This is a genomic window from Streptomyces sp. HUAS MG56, assembly GCF_058673395.1.
Window position 1 is genome coordinate 7,299,720 of the sequence record NZ_CM178722.1, and the last position, 16,167, is coordinate 7,315,886.

Sequence of the window (16,167 nt, forward strand, 5' to 3'; positions counted from 1 at the left end):
GACGGGCTCCGGCGTGTCCGCCCCGCTCCGGCCGCCTTACGGCTTCACCGAGCGGTAGTACCGGCGGGCGCCCTCCTGGAGGTACAGCGGGTCCGTGTAGATCGCGGTGCGCAGGTCGACCAGTTGGGCGCTGTGGACGTGGGCACCGATGCCGTCGCGGCTCTTGATGACCGTGCGGGTCAGCCACTCGGTCAGCCGGGGGTCCACGTCCGTGCGGGTGATCAGGAGGTTGGCGACGGCGATCGTCGGCACCTCGCTGCCCTGCTGCACGACGGGGTAGGCCGACTCGGGGATGCTGGTGGCCCGGTAGTAGCGGTTCTCCTGCCCCTCGTCGTGCAGCTTGGCGACGAGGTCGCCGTCGATCGGCACGAACGTGAACGCGGCCTCCTTCGCCAGCCCGGCCAGCCCCTTGGTGGGCAGTCCGCCGGACCAGAAGAACGCGTCGATCTTGTTCTGCCGCAGCCGCTCGGGCCCGGTGTCGATGCCGTCACCGGCCGGGGTGATGTCCCGGTGCGGGTCGATGCCGGCGGCCTTGAGCACCCGGTCGGCGATCAGCCGGACCCCGGAGTGCGGCAGCCCGGTCGCCACCCGCTTGTGCCGCAGGTCCGCCACACTGCGGATGTCCGAGTCACTGCGCACGATGAGGTGCACGTAGTCGTCGTAGAGCCGGGCCACCCCGCGCAGCCGCCCGGCGCCGCTGCCGTGTGCCAGCTCGTACGTCTCCACCGCGTCGGCCGCCGCGATGGTGAAGTCGGCCTTGCCCGTCGCCACCCGCTGCACGTTCTCCTGCGAACCGGCGCTGCCGAGCAGTTCGACCTTCAGCCCGGGCATGTCCTTGGCCAGCTCGGTGCGCAGCCGCTCGCCGTACTCCTGGTAGACCCCCGAGGACGTGCCCGTGCTGAAGACGATCGTCCCGCTCGGCGGCCTCTCGCCCAGGGGCAGCAGCCACCACAGCAGCAGCCCGAGCAGCACGGCCCCGGTGGCCGCGACCGGCAGCGCCCGGCGCCTGCCGAGCCGGGGGAACACCTTCGACATGCGGCGATCCTGCCAGTCCGGGCGCGCCCATGACCAGGGCCGGGGTCACTCCCCGGGCGACGAGGAGGGCACGGGCGCTGTCAGTGGCGGCCGTTAGAGTCGACGCATGAGCACTTCGCCCGCCGACCTCGTCCGTGAGTTCCACCATGCCTTCGGCCTCGACGCCCGCAGCACGCCGGCGGAGGTGGACCCCCAACTGGCCGCGCACCGCGGGATACTGCTCGCCGAGGAGGCCGCGGAGGTCGCCGAGGTCGCGGTCGACGGCCCGCTGGACAAGCTCGCGCACGAACTGGCCGATGTGGTCTACGTCGCATACGGGACGGCGCTCGTCCACGGCATCGACCTCGACCAGGTGATCGCCGAGATCCACCGCGCCAACATGAGCAAGATCGGCCCGGACGGGCAGGTCGCCCGCCGGGCCGACGGCAAGGTCCTCAAGGGTGAGCACTACCGCGCCCCGGACGTGTCGGCCGTACTGCGCGGCCAGGGCTGGATACCGGCGGAGCCGGGCGCCCAGGGGTCCTAGGGGGTCTTCAGGGTGCCGCCCGCCAGTCTCCACTCGCGGTGCAGCGCGCCCAGCGGGATGTCCCGGTGGACGATCGGCGTGCCGAACACGGACAGCTGGAGCCGCAGCGTCCCGGACAGGTCGACGCCGCCGTACACGCGCCAGGCCATCGAGGCCTTCACCCCGCCCGTGCCGGCGGAGGGCGAGCCGTCGCGGGATGAGGCGGTGGCCGTGCCGGAGGCCTCGCCGCGCAGGTAGGGGGCCAGGTCGGCGGTGACGCCGACGGCGCCGTAGAGGCCGACGGAGGCCTCGGCGCCGAGCGCCGTCTTCAGGGACCCGGCGGTGGTGACGGACGCGCGTACGGGGGTGCTCGTCATGTCCGAGGAGCTGACCGGCGTCCAGCCCTTGGCGGGGCCGAAGGTGCCGCCCGCCGTGAAGGCGCCCTTGAGGCTCTGCTCGACGTCGACGGTGACGTGTCCGTCACCGCTGAGCTGGACGTAACAGGTCAGGTCGAGGTTGACGACGACGGGGACCGGGCCGACCTGGAGGACGGGGGCGGCGTGCAGCGTGGCGAACGGGATCCGCAGCGGCGCGCCGGTCGTCGCGGCGGCCCGGCCCCCGACCGACCAGCCGGAGGTCCAGCGACCGGACACGCCGAGGTACGCCGACCCGGGTGTCACGCCGGTGCCGGTGCCGCCGTAGGCGAAGTCGACCCGCGGGGCGACCTGGACGAAGCCGTGCACCGAGGCACCGGCCGACACCGGGGCGTCCTTCGCCGTCGGCACCGCGGCGCTCACGTCGAGCCGGAGACTGCCGAGCGGCACCGTCGCGCCCTTCGGGCCGACGTGCACGTCACCGGCCTTGGCCCAGGACACCTTCACACCGGGCAGCAGCTTCTCGACGGCGAAGGACGCGGGGTCGACCGGCACGGCGCCTTTCGCGGTGGCGTCACCGAGCAGCGCGTTCAGCGTGGCCGGTTCCGTCTGCACCTGCGTGCCCCGGTCCGTCTCGCCGATCACCTTGGTGACCTTGGCGAGCAGTCCGTGCGGCGCCCCGGGCGCGGGCGCGCTGGCGATCACGTCGCCCACGGCGGTCCGGTGCGCGACGCCCGGGGAACTGCCGGAAGGAGCGGGGGAGGCCGAGGGGGTGGCGGTCGAACTCCCTTGTCGGGGCTGCTCGTCGGACAGTACGGCCCGTCGCGTGCGGCTGTCGTACGAGCTGACGGCGAGCGTGGTCCGGTGTGCGCGCTGCCCGCTGCCCGGCGGGCCCGCCGTGGCGGTCGCGGGGGCGGCGGGAGCGGCGGCGACGGCGAGTGAGCGGTCCGTGCCGTCGGCGGCACGGTCGATGGCCGTGGACGGCTGTCCGCGTCCGGCGGCCGACGCCGGTTCGGCGTGCGGTGCGGAGGAGGAGCAGGCCGTGGCGAGAAAGAGGGTGGTCACGGCGAGGGCGGGCAGCAGGGCGTGCCTGTGCCTCGTGCGTCTGCGCAAGGTCGGTCCTGGATGCAGTGGGGGGTGGCAGAGAGATGCCGGCGGGCGGGTTGCCCAGCGGTCGTACCGGCCGGTAACTCGATGTCGAACCATGAGCATGCCACGCCGTGTCCATCGCTCCCTCACCGTCCGGCCACAACTGAACGTGAGCTGTGACACGGCGTGTTCGGGCCATCCTTGGCCGAAGTGCGCTCGTGCGCACGGGTGTTGCGGGTGGCAGCCGTCCCCGGGCGGACGGCGGCCACCTGGGGACTCCGTGACGGGCCGGGGCTCAGCGGCCGTCGAGCCCGGCCCCGCCGAGCCCGGTCAGCAGCCCCGACAGCAGTGCGACGTCCTCACCGCTCCACGCCCGGACGGCGAAGACCTCGGCGGCGGTCTCCTCGGCCGTGGCGCGCATCTCCGCCAGCCGCCTGCGGCCCGTCGGGGTCAGCGACGCGTAGGCCACGCGCGCGTCGCGGGCGTCCGGCTCGCGGGTCACCAGTCCGATCCGCTCCAGCGGGGCCAGCCCGCGCGTGACCCCGGAGGCGGTCAGGCCCAGGGCCTCGGCGAGATCGACCCGGCGCATCCGTCCGCCGGGCGCCTGTCCCAGCCGCAGCAGCAGGGTGAAGTCGGCGAGGCTCACCCCGTGCAGCCCGCTCAGCCGGGAGTCGAAGCGCCGTACGAGCGCCGCCTGCGCCCTGACCAGGCGCAGGGCCGCGTCGAGGGTGTCACTCATCGCCGCCCCGCTCCCTCCGCAGGCCATTGCTGGATCCTTGAGTACTCAAGTTTATGCTCCGCCGAAACGCGCCGCGCGCCGCTGGCGCTTGCCCATCGGAGCCTGGGAGAGGTCCTCGGCACTGGAGCGCAGGTTCTTGAAGCCGTAGCCGCGCTCGCTCAGCCAGGCCCGCGCCGCCTCCTCGGCCCGCTCGGTCGCCTCCAGGATGTCCTCCTCTTCCTCGCCGGTGTCACTGAAGCGGAAGACGAAGGCGGGGCGGGCGGCGATGTCGTAGGTGAGGCTGCCCTCGGGCGTGAACGCGGCGCGCAGCACGTCGTGTGCCGCGGCGTCGGCCAGCAGGGCGGCCCGCTGCGCGTCGGTGAGGCCGTCGAAGGCGCCGCGGACGGTGATCCGGAACGTACGTGTGGTCATTCCGCGACCCTAGGCGCAGCGGACGCGCCCGCTCCACCCGGTTTCGGCTCCGGCCGGCCGGGACGGCGCCGGCATCGCGGCCCCGCCCGCACCCCGTCGGCCCGCCGATCCCGGTCGCCCCGGCCAGCGCCTACCCTTGACCCATGACCAGCAGCAGCGACCGGAGCCGGGCAGTGGACGTTCAGGGACCCAAGACCTACGAAGTACGTACCTACGGGTGCCAGATGAACGTCCACGATTCCGAGCGATTGTCCGGGCTGCTGGAGGAGGCCGGGTACGTGCGGGCCCCGGAGGGCTCGGACGGCGACGCCGACGTCGTGGTCTTCAACACGTGCGCCGTCCGCGAGAACGCCGACAACCGGCTGTACGGCAACCTCGGCCGGCTCGCGCCGAGGAAGGCCTCGCGGCCCGGCATGCAGATCGCGGTCGGCGGCTGCCTCGCGCAGAAGGACCAGGACACCATCGTGCAGAAGGCGCCCTGGGTGGACGTCGTCTTCGGCACGCACAACATCGGCAAGCTGCCGGTCCTGCTGGAACGCGCGCGCGTGCAGCAGGAGGCCCAGGTCGAGATCGCCGAGTCGCTGGAGGCGTTCCCCTCGACGCTGCCGACCCGGCGCGAGAGCGCCTACGCGGCCTGGGTGTCGATCTCCGTCGGCTGCAACAACACCTGCACCTTCTGCATCGTCCCGGCCCTGCGCGGCAAGGAGAAGGACCGTCGTACCGGCGACATCCTCGCCGAGATCGAGGCCCTGGTCGCCGAGGGCGTCTCTGAGATCACACTGCTCGGCCAGAACGTCAACGCGTACGGCTCCGACATCGGCGACCGCGAGGCCTTCAGCAAGCTGCTGCGCGCCTGCGGCACGATCGAGGGCCTGGAGCGCGTCCGTTTCACGTCCCCGCACCCGCGCGACTTCACCGACGACGTGATCGCGGCCATGGCCGAGACCCCGAACGTGATGCCGCAGCTGCACATGCCGCTCCAGTCCGGCTCGGACACGGTCCTGAAGGCGATGCGCCGGTCCTACCGCCAGGAGCGCTACCTCGGGATCATCGAGAAGGTGCGGGCCGCCATCCCGCACGCGGCGATCACGACCGACATCATCGTGGGCTTCCCCGGCGAGACCGAGGCGGACTTCGAGGAGACCATGCGCGTCGTGCGCGAGGCCCGGTTCGCGCAGGCCTTCACCTTCCAGTACTCCAAGCGGCCCGGCACCCCCGCCGCGACCATGGACGACCAGATCCCCAAGGAGGTCGTCCAGGCGCGCTACGAGCGGCTGGTCGCCCTCCAGGAGGAGATCTCCTGGGACGAGAACAAGAAGCAGGTCGGCCGCACGCTGGAGCTGATGGTCGCCGAGGGCGAGGGCCGCAAGGACGGCGCCACGCACCGCCTGTCCGGCCGCGCCCCCGACAACCGCCTGGTCCACTTCACCAAGCCGGACCAGGAGGTCCGCCCCGGCGACGTCGTCACGGTCGAGATCACCTACGCCGCCCCGCACCACCTCCTCGCCGAGGGCCCCGTCCTCTCCGTGCGCCGCACGCGCGCGGGTGACGCCTGGGAGAAGCGCAACGCCGCCGAGGCCGCCAAGCCGGCCGGCGTCATGCTGGGCCTGCCGAAGATCGGCGTCCCCGCGCCGCTGCCGGCCGCGGCGGGAAGCGGCTGCGGCTGCGACTGAGGGCCTGCCCCGACAAGGGGCGGCCGTCGTGCGGCGTACGCTGCCGGTCATGCTTGTCGCCGCCGCAGCCTGTCCCTGCCCGCCGCTGCTCGTACCCGAGGTCGCCGCGGGTGCCGCGCCCGAGCTGGACGTCGCCCGCTCGGCCTGCGCCGACGCGCTCGGCGTGCTCGCCGCCGCCCGCCCGGACCTCCTGGTGGTCGTCGGACCCGCCGAGCGGAGCGGGCGGGGTGCGTTCGCGCAGGGCACCCCGGGCTCCTTCCGCGGCTTCGGGGTCGACGCCGCCGTACGCCTGGGCCCGGCCACGGACGCCGTCCCCGAGCGCGAGCTGCCGCCGTCGCTCGCCGTCGGCGCATGGCTGCTGGAGCGGACCGGCTGGGCGGACGCCCCGATCGAGGGACTCGGCGTCGGGGAGCCGCTGGCGCCCGAGCGGTGCCTCGCGACCGGGCGGGAGATCGGTGCCCGGGCCGGGCGGGTGGCGCTGCTGGTGATGGGAGACGCCAGCGCCTGCCGCACGCTGAAGGCGCCGGGGTACCTGGACGAGCGGGCGGCCCCGTTCGACGCCGGGGTCGCGCGGGCGCTGGGCACGGCGGACCTGGCGGCCGTCCGGGCGCTGGACCCGGAGCTGGCCCACGAGCTGAAGGCCTCCGGCCGCGCCCCCTGGCAGGTCCTGGCCGGCGCCGCCGAGGGCGCGAACCTGGCCGGCGCGCTGCTCTACGAGGACGCGCCGTACGGCGTCGGGTACGTCGTCGCCACCTGGTCCTAGAACGTCAGATCCGGTCCCGGGCCTGCCGCGGCACGTGCGAAGGCCCGCCGAACCCGTGAGACGGCGGACGGCCGGGAGCCGTTGGTGCTGCTCCACGACCGTCCGCCGATGCCCGTCCCCCCGTGCCGCAAGGGCGCCGTCCGCGGCCTCAGGAAGCCGTGGGCGGCTCCTGCGGCCGGTTGGGGGTCGCCGGGTCGGTCCCGTCCGTCTCGGGGCCGGTGCCCTCCTTGTGCGCGAGGCGGTCGACGGCCTCCTTGGCCTTGCCCGTGCCCGCGTGGATCTTGTCGCTGTACTTGCCCTTGGTCCGCTCGTCGACGGCCTTGGCGGCCTTGTCGATGCCGTGCGTGACCTTGTCCCCGTGCTGTCGCGCGAGGTCCGACACCTTGTCCTTGGCCGGGCCGAGCTTGGCCTTCATGTTGTCCAACAGACCCATGGTCCACCTTCCCTCGCGGGACAGTTACCTGCGGGCGCCCTCGCCGGTCGCGCTGTCGGCGGCCTCCTCGGCGGACTGCTGCTTGGGGATGCCGGAGCCGTCGGACGTCTCGTCCGCACCGGCACCGGACCGTGCCGAGGCGTCCTCACACCCGTCCCCGGTCGTACCCTTCGCCTCCGCCGAGGCGGTTTCCTCCGCAGCTGCCGACTCCACCTCCTCCGCCTCGGCTCCGTCCGGCTCCACACCGGCCTGCGCCACGGCGTCCGGCGTCTCCGGAGTCGCCTTCGACCTGCCGAAGATCCGAGCAAACACGCCCATATTCACTCCATACGGTACTCGTGCGGGCGAAATCCCGCGTCACCCGGTGCGTACGGTTGCGCCGCCGGGGTCACCGCCTCCGTGATTCGGAGGCGGTATCTCGCCACGGGCAACGACGCAAAAACCCATGCGTCACGTAACTCGTTCGAGAGCCCACCCGGAGGTTTGCGAAACTGGTGCGGTGAGCAGTGCACTCCCCACCCCCCGCGTCATCGCCGTCGTCGGACCCACCGCGGCCGGAAAGTCCGATCTCGGCGTCTTCCTGGCCCAGCAGCTGGGCGGCGAGGTCGTCAACGCCGACTCCATGCAGCTGTACCGGGGGATGGACATCGGCACCGCCAAACTGACGCCCGAAGAGCGCGGCGGCATACCGCACCACCTGCTCGACGTCTGGGACGTGACGGTCACCGCCTCCGTCGCCGAGTACCAGAAGCTCGCCCGTGCCCGGATCGATGCCCTGCTCGCCGAGGGCCGCTGGCCGATCCTGGTCGGCGGCTCCGGCCTGTACGTCCGCGGGGCCGTGGACAACCTCGAGTTCCCCGGCACCGACCCCGAGGTCCGCGCCCGGCTGGAGGACGAGCTGGCGCTGCGCGGCTCGGGCGCCCTGCACGCCCGGCTGGCCGCCGCCGACCCCGAGGCGGCCCGCGTGATCCTGCCCAGCAACGGCCGCCGGATCGTCCGGGCGCTGGAGGTGATCGAGATCACCGGCCGGCCCTTCACCGCCAACCTTCCCGGCCACGACTCGGTCTACGACACCGTTCAGATCGGTGTCGACGTCGCGCGTCCGGAGCTGGACGAGCGCATCGCGCGCCGCGTCGACCTGATGTGGGAGGCCGGTCTGGTGGACGAGGTGCGCGCACTGGAGGCGCAGGGCTTGCGCGAGGGGCGCACCGCGTCGCGCGCGCTCGGCTACCAGCAGGTGCTCGCGGCGCTCGCCGGGGAGTGCACCGACGCGGAGGCCAGGGCCGAGACCGTGCGCGCGACCAAGCGCTTCGCGCGCCGGCAGGATTCGTGGTTCAGGCGCGACCCGAGGGTGCACTGGTTGAGTGGGGCCGCGGCCGCCCGCGAGGAACTTCCGCACCAGGCCCTGGCGTTGGTCGAACGACCGGTCACAGCCTGATCACGTGATGGCATCGGGATGCGCCGCCGGTCATCGAGGCCTTCGGCGCCGTGCCATCATCGAGCTTCGATCGACCAAGTGGAGCCTAGTTGGGAGGGCGCGTGGCGATGGAGGCCGGCCCTCGCGACACCGCACCAGGTGCCGAGCACGTCACCACAGCCGGTGACGAACCGGACCCGGCCGGAGCGGCCCGTGCCGCGGAGTGCGGACCGACCGGGCACCGCCCGGCTGGCGACCCGCCGGCCGGGGACCGCCTGGACAGCGACCGCCCGACCGACGAGCACCTCACCCGTGACCTGCCCGGCGACCGGCCGGACGATCACCGGCCCGTGGGCGACCGTCTCCTCGGGGACCCGCTGTCCGACGACGGCCCCGACGAGTCCCCGGACGGCGTGACCGCCGACGGGCCGGCGCCCGAGGAGATGTACGCGAGCGGGCCCGAGGTCGAGGTCGAGCTGCGCCCGCAGCGCCGGCTGCGCATCTGGCAGCTCGCGCCCATCGTGGGGCTGTCCGCCGTCGGCTCCCTGATGTTCGCCTTCCCGCTCGCCTTCGACTTCGGCGACAGCGGCGCCGTCATCGCGATGCTCGGCCTGCTGATCTGCTCCTGCGCCGCGGGCTGGGGCATGACGGCCGCCCGCCGCGTGGGCTACACCTGGCCCGGCCTGCCCCCGCGCGGCTCCGGCCGCCGGGTCGACTGGCGGGTCGTCCTCGCGTACATGCTGCTGGTGGCCGTGGTGGCCGTCCTCGCGGTGTGGCGCGTCGCCCGCCTGCGCGGCTAGCCCCTGCTCCGGGGCGGTATGTCGTACCCACCCCGTACGATCGAGGCATGAGCACGCGCACGCGGATCCCCTTCCTCAAGGGGCACGGCACCGAGAACGACTTCGTGATCGTCCCGGACCCCGGGAACGCCCTCGACCTGCCCCCGGCCGCCGTCGCCGCCCTGTGCGACCGCCGGGCGGGCCTCGGCGGCGACGGGGTGCTGCATGTCGTGCGGTCCGCCGCGCACCCGGAGGCGAAGGCGATGGCGGACGAGGCCGAGTGGTTCATGGACTACCGCAACGCCGACGGCTCGGTCGCCGAGATGTGCGGCAACGGCGTCCGTGTGTTCGCCCGCTATCTCCAGCACGCCGGACATGTGGCCGAAGGCGACTTCACGATCGCCACGCGCGCGGGCGTGCGCTCCGTCCACCTCGCGAAGGACGGCGACGTCACCGTGGGCATGGGCCGGGCCCGCCTCCCCGAGGGCGAGGTCACGGTGACCGTCGGCGAGCGCAGCTGGCCCGCGCGCAACGTGAACATGGGCAACCCGCACGCGGTCGCCTTCGTCGACGACCTCGCGCACGCGGGCCGACTGCTCGACGCGCCCCCGGTCAGCCCGGCGCAGGCCTACCCGGACGGGGTGAACGTCGAGTTCGTGGTCGACCGCGGCCCCCGCCACGTCGCCATGCGCGTCCACGAGCGCGGCTCCGGCGAGACCCGCTCGTGCGGCACGGGCACGTGTGCCGTCGCCGTGGCCACCGCGCGGCGCGACGGCGTCGACCCGGCCGTCACCGGCACCCCGGTGACGTACACCGTGGACGTGCTCGGCGGTCGCCTGGTCATCACCGAGCGGCCCGACGGCGAGATCGAGATGACCGGACCGGCCGTGATCGTCGCCGAGGGCGAGATCGACGGCGAATGGCTGGAAAACGCCCTCGGCTGACCAGGCGTCACCACGACGGCAGCCGCCCCGGGCGCCGGGAACAGCGGTTTCCGGCGCCCGGAGCGGCGCGCGACCTCGGATGAACCGCGGGCGCGCCATGAGCGCGTGGCGCAAAACCTAAACCTTCTTCTCGTCGCTCGAATGGGTGATCCGTTTCACGCTCGGCGAGAGGCGGTCAGGAGCACGTGGTGGGCTCGATAGCATCAAGCACCGGCACGGACGGGGGAGAACGTCGCCATCCCTGAGCCGCGTGCGCCCTGGAGGCCCCGTCCGCCGGTCCACGAGCCGGAGGTGCCCATGAGTGCGGAGGCCACGAACCCTGCGACCCCTGGCCCGGTGGCGCCCACAGCGGCGGCGGCCACCACCCCTGCGGTGCCCCGGGCGGACCGCAGGAAGTCCCGGCCCCGGATCGACCTGCGCAGGCTCGGCCGGGCCGCGCTGCTCGGCCCGGCCGTCCGCGGCAAACTGCCCGACGCCATCAGCCATGTCGTGGAGGCGCACCGCGCCCACCACCCCGACGCGGACCTCGACCCGCTGCGCCGCGCCTACGTCCTCGCGGAGTCCTCGCACCGCGGCCAGATGCGCAAGAGCGGCGAGCCGTACATCACGCATCCCCTCGCCGTGACCCTGATCCTCGCCGAACTCGGCGCCGAGACCACGACGTTGACCGCCTCGCTGCTCCACGACACCGTCGAGGACACCGATGTGACCCTCGACCAGGTGCGGGAACAGTTCGGTGAGGAGGTTCGTTATCTGGTCGACGGCGTCACGAAACTGGAGAAGGTCGACTACGGAGCCGCCGCCGAGCCGGAGACCTTCCGCAAGATGCTCGTCGCCACCGGCAGCGACGTGCGCGTGATGTCGATCAAACTCGCCGACCGGCTGCACAACATGCGCACGCTCGGCGTGATGCGCCCCGAGAAGCAGGCGCGGATCGCCAAGGTCACCCGCGACGTCCTCATCCCGCTCGCCGAACGCCTCGGCGTGCAGGCCCTGAAGACCGAGCTGGAGGACCTGGTCTTCGCCATCCTCCACCCCGACGAGTACGAGCACACCCGCGAGCTCATCGCCGGGAACGCCGCCCGCCGGGGCGACCCGCTCGCCGAGGTCGCCGACGAGGTCCGCGGTGTGCTGCGCGAGGCCGACATCCAGGCCGAAGTCCTCATCCGCCCCCGGCACTTCGTCTCCGTCCACCGCGTGGCCCGCAAACGCGGGCGGCTGCGCGGCGCCGACTTCGGCCGGCTGCTCGTGCTCGTGCACGAGGACGCGGACTGTTACGGCGTCCTCGGCGAACTGCACACCTGTATGACGCCCGTCGTCTCGGAGTTCAAGGACTTCATCGCCGTACCGAAGTTCAACCTGTACCAGTCGCTGCACACCGCCGTCGCCCGGCCCGACGGCCAGGTCGTCGAAGTCCTCATCCGCACCCACCAGATGCACAAGGTCGCCGAGGCCGGCGTCGTCGCGCTCGGCAATCCCTACGCCCCCGCCTCCGAGGCCCCTGTCTCCGACAGCCCCCTCTCCGGCAGTCCGGCCGCCGACGCTCCCGCCGACGGCGAGCGCGCCGACCCCACCCGCCCCGGCTGGCTCTCCCGGCTCCTCGACTGGCAGCGGGCCGCCCCCGACCCCGACACCTTCTGGTCCACCCTGCGCGAAGACCTCGCCCAGGACCGCGAGATCACCGTCTTCCGCCCCGACGGCGGGACCCTCGGCCTGCCCGAGGGCGCCTCGTGCGTCGACGCGGCCTACGCGCAGTACGGCGAGGACGCCCACGCCTGCATCGGCGCCCGCGTCAACGGCCGCCTGGCCACGCTCAGTACGGTCCTGAAGGACGGCGACACCGTCCAGCTCCTCATGGGCCAGGACCCGGCCTCCGAGCCCTCCCGCGAATGGCTGGAGCACGCCCACACCCCGGCCGCCCGCATCGCCATCCAGCGCTGGCTCGCGGCGCACCCCGGCGGCGGCACCGGGTCCGGAACCGACGAGGCGACCGCACCGCGCCCCGATCCGGCCGACGGCACGGCAACCGCCGAGAGCACGGCGCCGGAGAGTACGGCCCGGGAGAGCGCTGCCCGTTCCCGGAGCGCGGACGTCCTCTCCGACCGGCCCGGAGCCACCGTACGGCTCGCCGGCTGCTGCACGCCCGTACCGCCCGACGAGATCACCGGCTTCGCCGTACGCGGGGGAGTGGTGACCGTCCACCGACTGGAATGCGCCACGGTGGCGCAGATGAAGAGCCGGGGGCGCGCGGAGATCGGTGTGCGCTGGGGCGACACGACCGAGATCCGGGTCACGCTCGTCGCTGAATCGTTCGGCCGCCCGCATCTGCTGGCCGACCTCACCGAGGCGATCTCCTCGACCGGCGCCGACATCGTCTCGGCGACCGTCGAACCGCCCACCCAGCAGCGGGTCCGGCACACCTACACGCTCCAACTCCCCGACGCCGCCCGCCTCCCGGCCCTGATGCGCGCCATGCGGGACGTGCCGGGGGTGTACGACGTGGCCCGCGCCCAACACCCGGGACCGGCCTCCTGATCGGTACCGGGCGCACTCGCTCACGAGGCCGTCGGATCCCGGTCGGAAGGATCTGTCAGAGCGACGTGGGCGGAACCCGTTCGGGTGGGCCGGGCGCGAGTCGTCGTCGCGGGGCGGTGGCGCACTGGTAGCGGTGGTGCATGCTGCTCACCCCCCGCTCCCGGCATACGCCCCCGAGCTCCCGGCACCGCACGGCGGCCCTGCTCGCGTCCGCCGTCTCCGTCTGCCTCCTGGCTGCCGCGGCCCCGCCCGAGCCGCTGGGCATCGGCGACCGGCTCTTCCCGTACCTGGGCAACCCGGGCTACGACGTGACGTCGTACGACCTCTCCTTCACCTACTCCGGCAGAAACGACAAGCCGCTCGAAGCCGTCACCACCATCGACGCCCGGACCACCGCCGACCTGGAGCGCCTCAACCTCGACTTCGCGCACGGCACCGTCCGCTCCGTGGAGGTCGACGGGCACCGCGCGGACTTCGCCAAGGCAGGCGAGGACCTGGTCGTCACCCCGGACCATCCCCTGTCCCGGGGCAGATGGACCCGGATCACGGTGCGGCACACCAGCGACCCCGTGCCGGCCAAGGGCCAGGACGGCGGATGGGTGCGCACCGTCGACGGCCTCGCCATGGCGAACCAGGCCGACGCCGCCCACCTGGTCTTCCCGTGCAACGATCACCCGTCGGACAAGGCGATGTTCACCTTCCACGTGACCGCCCCGAACGGCTATGCCGTCGTCGCCAACGGTCTGCCCGAGGGCGCCGAGAAGGCAGGAAAGACGACCACCTGGACCTACCGCACCCGGCACCCCATGGCCACCGAGCTCGCCCAGGTGTCCATCGGCCGCTCCGCCGTCGTCCGCCGCGAGGGACCGGACGGGCTGCCGATGCGCGACGTCGTGCCCGCCGCCGACCGCAAGGCCCTCGAACCCTGGCTCGCGAAGACACCCGACCAGATCGCCTGGATGGAGGGCAAGGTCGGCCGGTTCCCGTTCGAGACCTACGGCGTGCTGATGGCGCAGGCCTCCACCGGGTTCGAGCTGGAGACACAGACCCTCTCGCTCTTCGAGAAGAACCTGTTCACCGACCCCGCCTACCCCAAGTGGTACATCGAGTCGATCATGGTGCACGAGCTGTCCCACCAGTGGTTCGGCGACAGCGTCAGCCCGCGCACCTGGTCCGACGTGTGGCTGAACGAGGGACACGCCACCTGGTACGAGGCGCTCTACGCCGACGAGACCGCGCACAAGCCGATGGAGAAGCGGATGAAGGCCGCGTACAGCGCCTCCGACCGCTGGCGCGAGTCCGGCGGTCCGCCCGCGCGCCCCAAGGCCCCCGCGCCCGGCCAGAAGATCAGCATCTTCCGGCCCAACATCTACGACGGCGCCGCGCTCGTGCTCTACGCCCTGCGCCAGGAGATCGGCCGCCCCGCCTTCGAACGGCTGGAGCGGGTCTGGGTGCGCGCGCACCGGGACTCCAGCGCCACCACCGCCGACTTCGTCCGGCTGGCCTCGACGATCTCCGGCCGTGACCTGAGCGGCTTCTTCCAGGCCTGGCTGTACGGCAAGAAGACCCCGCCGATGCCCGGCCACCCGGACTGGAAGCAGCAGGCCCCCGCCAAGGACCAGCAGGCACCGGCCAAGAAGCCCTCGGCTGCCGCCGGGAAGCCCTCGGCTCAGGCCGGGAAACCGTCGGCTCCGGCCAGGACCGCCGGGGCCGGGGGATCGCGAAGCGCGCGATAACACGGTGACGAGACGTGTCGCCTCGTGCGACCATCTTCGGGTCGGCGCGAGGCGGGACGGGAATCTCCCGGGGCGCTCGTACGTTGTCACGACGAGCGGCCCCGCAGGTCCGGCCGCCGCAGCGACGCCGCATCGGCCAACACCATCGACGTAAGGATCCAATGACCTCCTCTTCTTCCCCTTCCCAGGACACCAAGCGCCTCGCGCACGACTACCCCGAGGGCCTTCGGGCCGATGCCCTGATGGAAGAGGACGTCGCCTGGAGCCACGAGATCGACGGCGAGCGGGACGGTGACCAGTTCGACCGCTCCGAGCGCGCGGCCCTGCGGCGCGTCGCCGGCCTCTCCACCGAGCTGGAGGACGTCACCGAGGTCGAGTACCGCCAGCTCCGCCTGGAGCGGGTCGTGCTCGTCGGGGTGTGGACCACCGGCACCGCCCAGGACGCCGACAACTCCCTCGCGGAGCTGGCGGCGCTCGCCGAGACCGCGGGCGCGCTCGTGCTCGACGGCGTCATCCAGCGCCGCGACAAGCCCGACGCGGCCACCTACATCGGCTCCGGCAAGGCCCTGGAGCTGCGCGACATCGTCCTCGAAACGGGCGCGGACACGGTCATCTGCGACGGTGAGCTGAGCCCCGGCCAGCTGATCCAGCTGGAGGACGTCGTCAAGGTCAAGGTCATCGACCGTACGGCCCTGATCCTGGACATCTTCGCCCAGCACGCCAAGTCCCGGGAGGGCAAGGCGCAGGTCGCGCTCGCACAGATGCAGTACATGCTGCCGAGGCTGCGCGGCTGGGGTCAGTCGCTGTCCCGGCAGATGGGTGGCGGTCGCGGCGGCCTCGCCACGCGTGGTCCCGGTGAGACCAAGATCGAGACGGACCGGCGGCGGATCCGCGAGAAGATGGCGAAGATGCGCCGGGAGATCGCGGAGATGAAGACCGGCCGCGAGATCAAGCGCCAGGAGCGCCGGCGCAACAAGGTGCCGTCCGTCGCCATCGCGGGCTACACCAACGCCGGCAAGTCCTCCCTGCTCAACCGCCTCACCGGCGCCGGCGTCCTGGTCGAGAACGCCCTGTTCGCGACCCTGGACCCGACCGTCCGGCGCGCGGAGACCCCGAGCGGCCGCCTGTACACCCTGGCGGACACGGTCGGCTTCGTGCGCCACCTGCCGCACCACCTGGTCGAGGCGTTCCGCTCCACCATGGAGGAGGTCGGCGACTCCGACCTGATCCTGCACGTGGTGGACGGCTCGCATCCGGTACCGGAGGAGCAGCTCGCCGCCGTGCGCGAGGTCATCCGGGACGTCGGCGCCACCGACGTGCCCGAGATCGTCGTGATCAACAAGGCGGACGCGGCCGACCCGCTGGTCCTCCAGCGGCTGCTGCGCACCGAGAAGCACTCGATCGCCGTCTCGGCCCGCACCGGCCAGGGCATCGAGCAGCTGCTCGCCCTGATCGACGAAGAGCTGCCCCGCCCCTCGGTCGAGGTCGAGGCGCTCGTGCCGTACACCCACGGCAAGCTCGTCGCCCGCGCCCACACCGAGGGCGAGGTCATCTCCGAGGAACACACCGCGGAGGGCACCCTGATCAAGGTCCGGGTCCACGAGGAACTGGCGGCGGACCTGGCGCCGTACGCGCCGGTGCCGACGGTCTGACCGACGGCTGTGCGAAAGGCCCGCTCCCTCTTCAGGGGGCGGGCCTTTCCGCCCCTTCAGGGGCGCGGGGAACTGCTCCCCT

Annotated in this window: 15 protein-coding genes; 9 read left to right on the top strand and 6 right to left on the bottom strand. The window is 73.0% G+C overall.

What is annotated here, in order from left to right; all coding sequences use genetic code 11:
* Positions 1-36: 36 nt before the first annotated feature.
* Entirely contained in the window at positions 37-1,035 is a 999-nt protein-coding gene (locus AC4OXY_RS34345) for a TAXI family TRAP transporter solute-binding subunit (RefSeq protein ID WP_356033634.1), read from the bottom strand.
* Positions 1,036-1,141: 106 nt separating this feature from the next.
* Between AC4OXY_RS34345 and AC4OXY_RS34350 the strand changes: the two genes are divergently transcribed.
* On the top strand, positions 1,142-1,561 hold the full coding sequence (locus tag AC4OXY_RS34350; RefSeq protein WP_356033636.1) for a pyrophosphohydrolase domain-containing protein: 420 nt from the start codon (positions 1,142-1,144) through the stop codon (positions 1,559-1,561).
* On the opposite strand, the gene AC4OXY_RS34355 is transcribed toward AC4OXY_RS34350, so the two are convergent.
* The 3 genes from AC4OXY_RS34355 to AC4OXY_RS34365 form a co-directional block, all read right to left on the bottom strand.
* Positions 1,558-3,027 (bottom strand): hypothetical protein, encoded by a 1,470-nt coding sequence (locus AC4OXY_RS34355; RefSeq protein WP_491991596.1) that lies wholly within the window; start codon positions 3,025-3,027, stop codon positions 1,558-1,560. The two genes, AC4OXY_RS34350 and AC4OXY_RS34355, sit on opposite strands and share 4 nt — an antisense overlap.
* Before the next feature lie 271 nt (positions 3,028-3,298).
* On the bottom strand, positions 3,299-3,742 hold the full coding sequence (locus tag AC4OXY_RS34360; protein WP_491991597.1) for a MarR family winged helix-turn-helix transcriptional regulator: 444 nt from the start codon (positions 3,740-3,742) through the stop codon (positions 3,299-3,301).
* A 51-nt stretch (positions 3,743-3,793) separates the two neighbouring features.
* A complete protein-coding gene (locus AC4OXY_RS34365) occupies positions 3,794-4,153 on the bottom strand; it encodes a DUF6204 family protein (RefSeq protein ID WP_356033644.1) in 360 nt (119 codons plus the stop codon).
* A gap of 143 nt (positions 4,154-4,296) precedes the next feature.
* Between AC4OXY_RS34365 and miaB the strand changes: the two genes are divergently transcribed.
* Positions 4,297-5,826, top strand: coding sequence for a tRNA (N6-isopentenyl adenosine(37)-C2)-methylthiotransferase MiaB (gene miaB, locus AC4OXY_RS34370; protein ID WP_491991598.1), 1,530 nt, complete (start codon positions 4,297-4,299; stop codon positions 5,824-5,826).
* Between the two features lie 49 nt (positions 5,827-5,875).
* Positions 5,876-6,589 carry a class III extradiol dioxygenase subunit B-like domain-containing protein gene (locus AC4OXY_RS34375; protein ID WP_376287032.1) on the top strand — a complete coding sequence of 238 codons (714 nt, stop codon included), beginning with the start codon at positions 5,876-5,878 and terminating at the stop codon, positions 6,587-6,589.
* Between the two features lie 148 nt (positions 6,590-6,737).
* On the opposite strand, the gene AC4OXY_RS34380 is transcribed toward AC4OXY_RS34375, so the two are convergent.
* The gene (locus tag AC4OXY_RS34380) at positions 6,738-7,022 is read right to left on the bottom strand and encodes an antitoxin (protein WP_491991599.1); all 285 of its coding nucleotides are present in this window, start codon (positions 7,020-7,022) and stop codon (positions 6,738-6,740) included.
* 24 nt (positions 7,023-7,046) lie between these two features.
* Positions 7,047-7,340: a hypothetical protein gene (locus AC4OXY_RS34385; protein WP_356033657.1), complete on the bottom strand. Its 294-nt coding sequence runs from the start codon at positions 7,338-7,340 to the stop codon at positions 7,047-7,049.
* A 181-nt stretch (positions 7,341-7,521) separates the two neighbouring features.
* Between AC4OXY_RS34385 and miaA the strand changes: the two genes are divergently transcribed.
* The 6 genes from miaA (at position 7,522) to hflX (ending at position 16,085) form a co-directional block, all read left to right on the top strand.
* The gene (miaA, locus tag AC4OXY_RS34390; RefSeq protein ID WP_362822908.1) at positions 7,522-8,460 is read left to right on the top strand and encodes a tRNA (adenosine(37)-N6)-dimethylallyltransferase MiaA; all 939 of its coding nucleotides are present in this window, start codon (positions 7,522-7,524) and stop codon (positions 8,458-8,460) included.
* Positions 8,461-8,567: 107 nt separating this feature from the next.
* Positions 8,568-9,239 (top strand): hypothetical protein, encoded by a 672-nt coding sequence (locus tag AC4OXY_RS34395; RefSeq protein ID WP_376287123.1) that lies wholly within the window; start codon positions 8,568-8,570, stop codon positions 9,237-9,239.
* Positions 9,240-9,286: 47 nt separating this feature from the next.
* Positions 9,287-10,162 carry a diaminopimelate epimerase gene (dapF, locus tag AC4OXY_RS34400; RefSeq protein ID WP_362822909.1) on the top strand — a complete coding sequence of 292 codons (876 nt, stop codon included), beginning with the start codon at positions 9,287-9,289 and terminating at the stop codon, positions 10,160-10,162.
* Positions 10,163-10,459: 297 nt separating this feature from the next.
* On the top strand, positions 10,460-12,697 hold the full coding sequence (locus tag AC4OXY_RS34405; protein WP_376287028.1) for a RelA/SpoT family protein: 2,238 nt from the start codon (positions 10,460-10,462) through the stop codon (positions 12,695-12,697).
* A 140-nt stretch (positions 12,698-12,837) separates the two neighbouring features.
* Positions 12,838-14,433 (top strand): M1 family metallopeptidase, encoded by a 1,596-nt coding sequence (locus AC4OXY_RS34410; protein WP_491991600.1) that lies wholly within the window; start codon positions 12,838-12,840, stop codon positions 14,431-14,433.
* Between the two features lie 161 nt (positions 14,434-14,594).
* Complete coding sequence (hflX, locus tag AC4OXY_RS34415) at positions 14,595-16,085, top strand: GTPase HflX (RefSeq protein WP_356033669.1); 1,491 nt, start codon at positions 14,595-14,597, stop codon at positions 16,083-16,085.
* Positions 16,086-16,167: the final 82 nt, after the last annotated feature.

Bases quoted from the DNA above. Each gene is read 5' to 3' on its own strand.
- hflX (WP_356033669.1), top strand. From the start codon at position 14,595: ATGACCTCCTCTTCTTCCCCTTCCCAGGACACCAAGCGCCTCGCGCAC.
- AC4OXY_RS34410 (WP_491991600.1), top strand. From the start codon at position 12,838: ATGCTGCTCACCCCCCGCTCCCGGCATACGCCCCCGAGCTCCCGGCAC.
- AC4OXY_RS34405 (WP_376287028.1), top strand. From the start codon at position 10,460: ATGAGTGCGGAGGCCACGAACCCTGCGACCCCTGGCCCGGTGGCGCCC.
- AC4OXY_RS34385 (WP_356033657.1), bottom strand. From the start codon at position 7,340: ATGGGCGTGTTTGCTCGGATCTTCGGCAGGTCGAAGGCGACTCCGGAG.
- AC4OXY_RS34395 (WP_376287123.1), top strand. From the start codon at position 8,568: ATGGAGGCCGGCCCTCGCGACACCGCACCAGGTGCCGAGCACGTCACC.
- AC4OXY_RS34360 (WP_491991597.1), bottom strand. From the start codon at position 3,742: ATGAGTGACACCCTCGACGCGGCCCTGCGCCTGGTCAGGGCGCAGGCG.
- AC4OXY_RS34345 (WP_356033634.1), bottom strand. From the start codon at position 1,035: ATGTCGAAGGTGTTCCCCCGGCTCGGCAGGCGCCGGGCGCTGCCGGTC.
- AC4OXY_RS34365 (WP_356033644.1), bottom strand. From the start codon at position 4,153: ATGACCACACGTACGTTCCGGATCACCGTCCGCGGCGCCTTCGACGGC.
- AC4OXY_RS34350 (WP_356033636.1), top strand. From the start codon at position 1,142: ATGAGCACTTCGCCCGCCGACCTCGTCCGTGAGTTCCACCATGCCTTC.
- AC4OXY_RS34380 (WP_491991599.1), bottom strand. From the start codon at position 7,022: ATGGGTCTGTTGGACAACATGAAGGCCAAGCTCGGCCCGGCCAAGGAC.
- miaB (WP_491991598.1), top strand. From the start codon at position 4,297: ATGACCAGCAGCAGCGACCGGAGCCGGGCAGTGGACGTTCAGGGACCC.
- dapF (WP_362822909.1), top strand. From the start codon at position 9,287: ATGAGCACGCGCACGCGGATCCCCTTCCTCAAGGGGCACGGCACCGAG.
- AC4OXY_RS34375 (WP_376287032.1), top strand. From the start codon at position 5,876: ATGCTTGTCGCCGCCGCAGCCTGTCCCTGCCCGCCGCTGCTCGTACCC.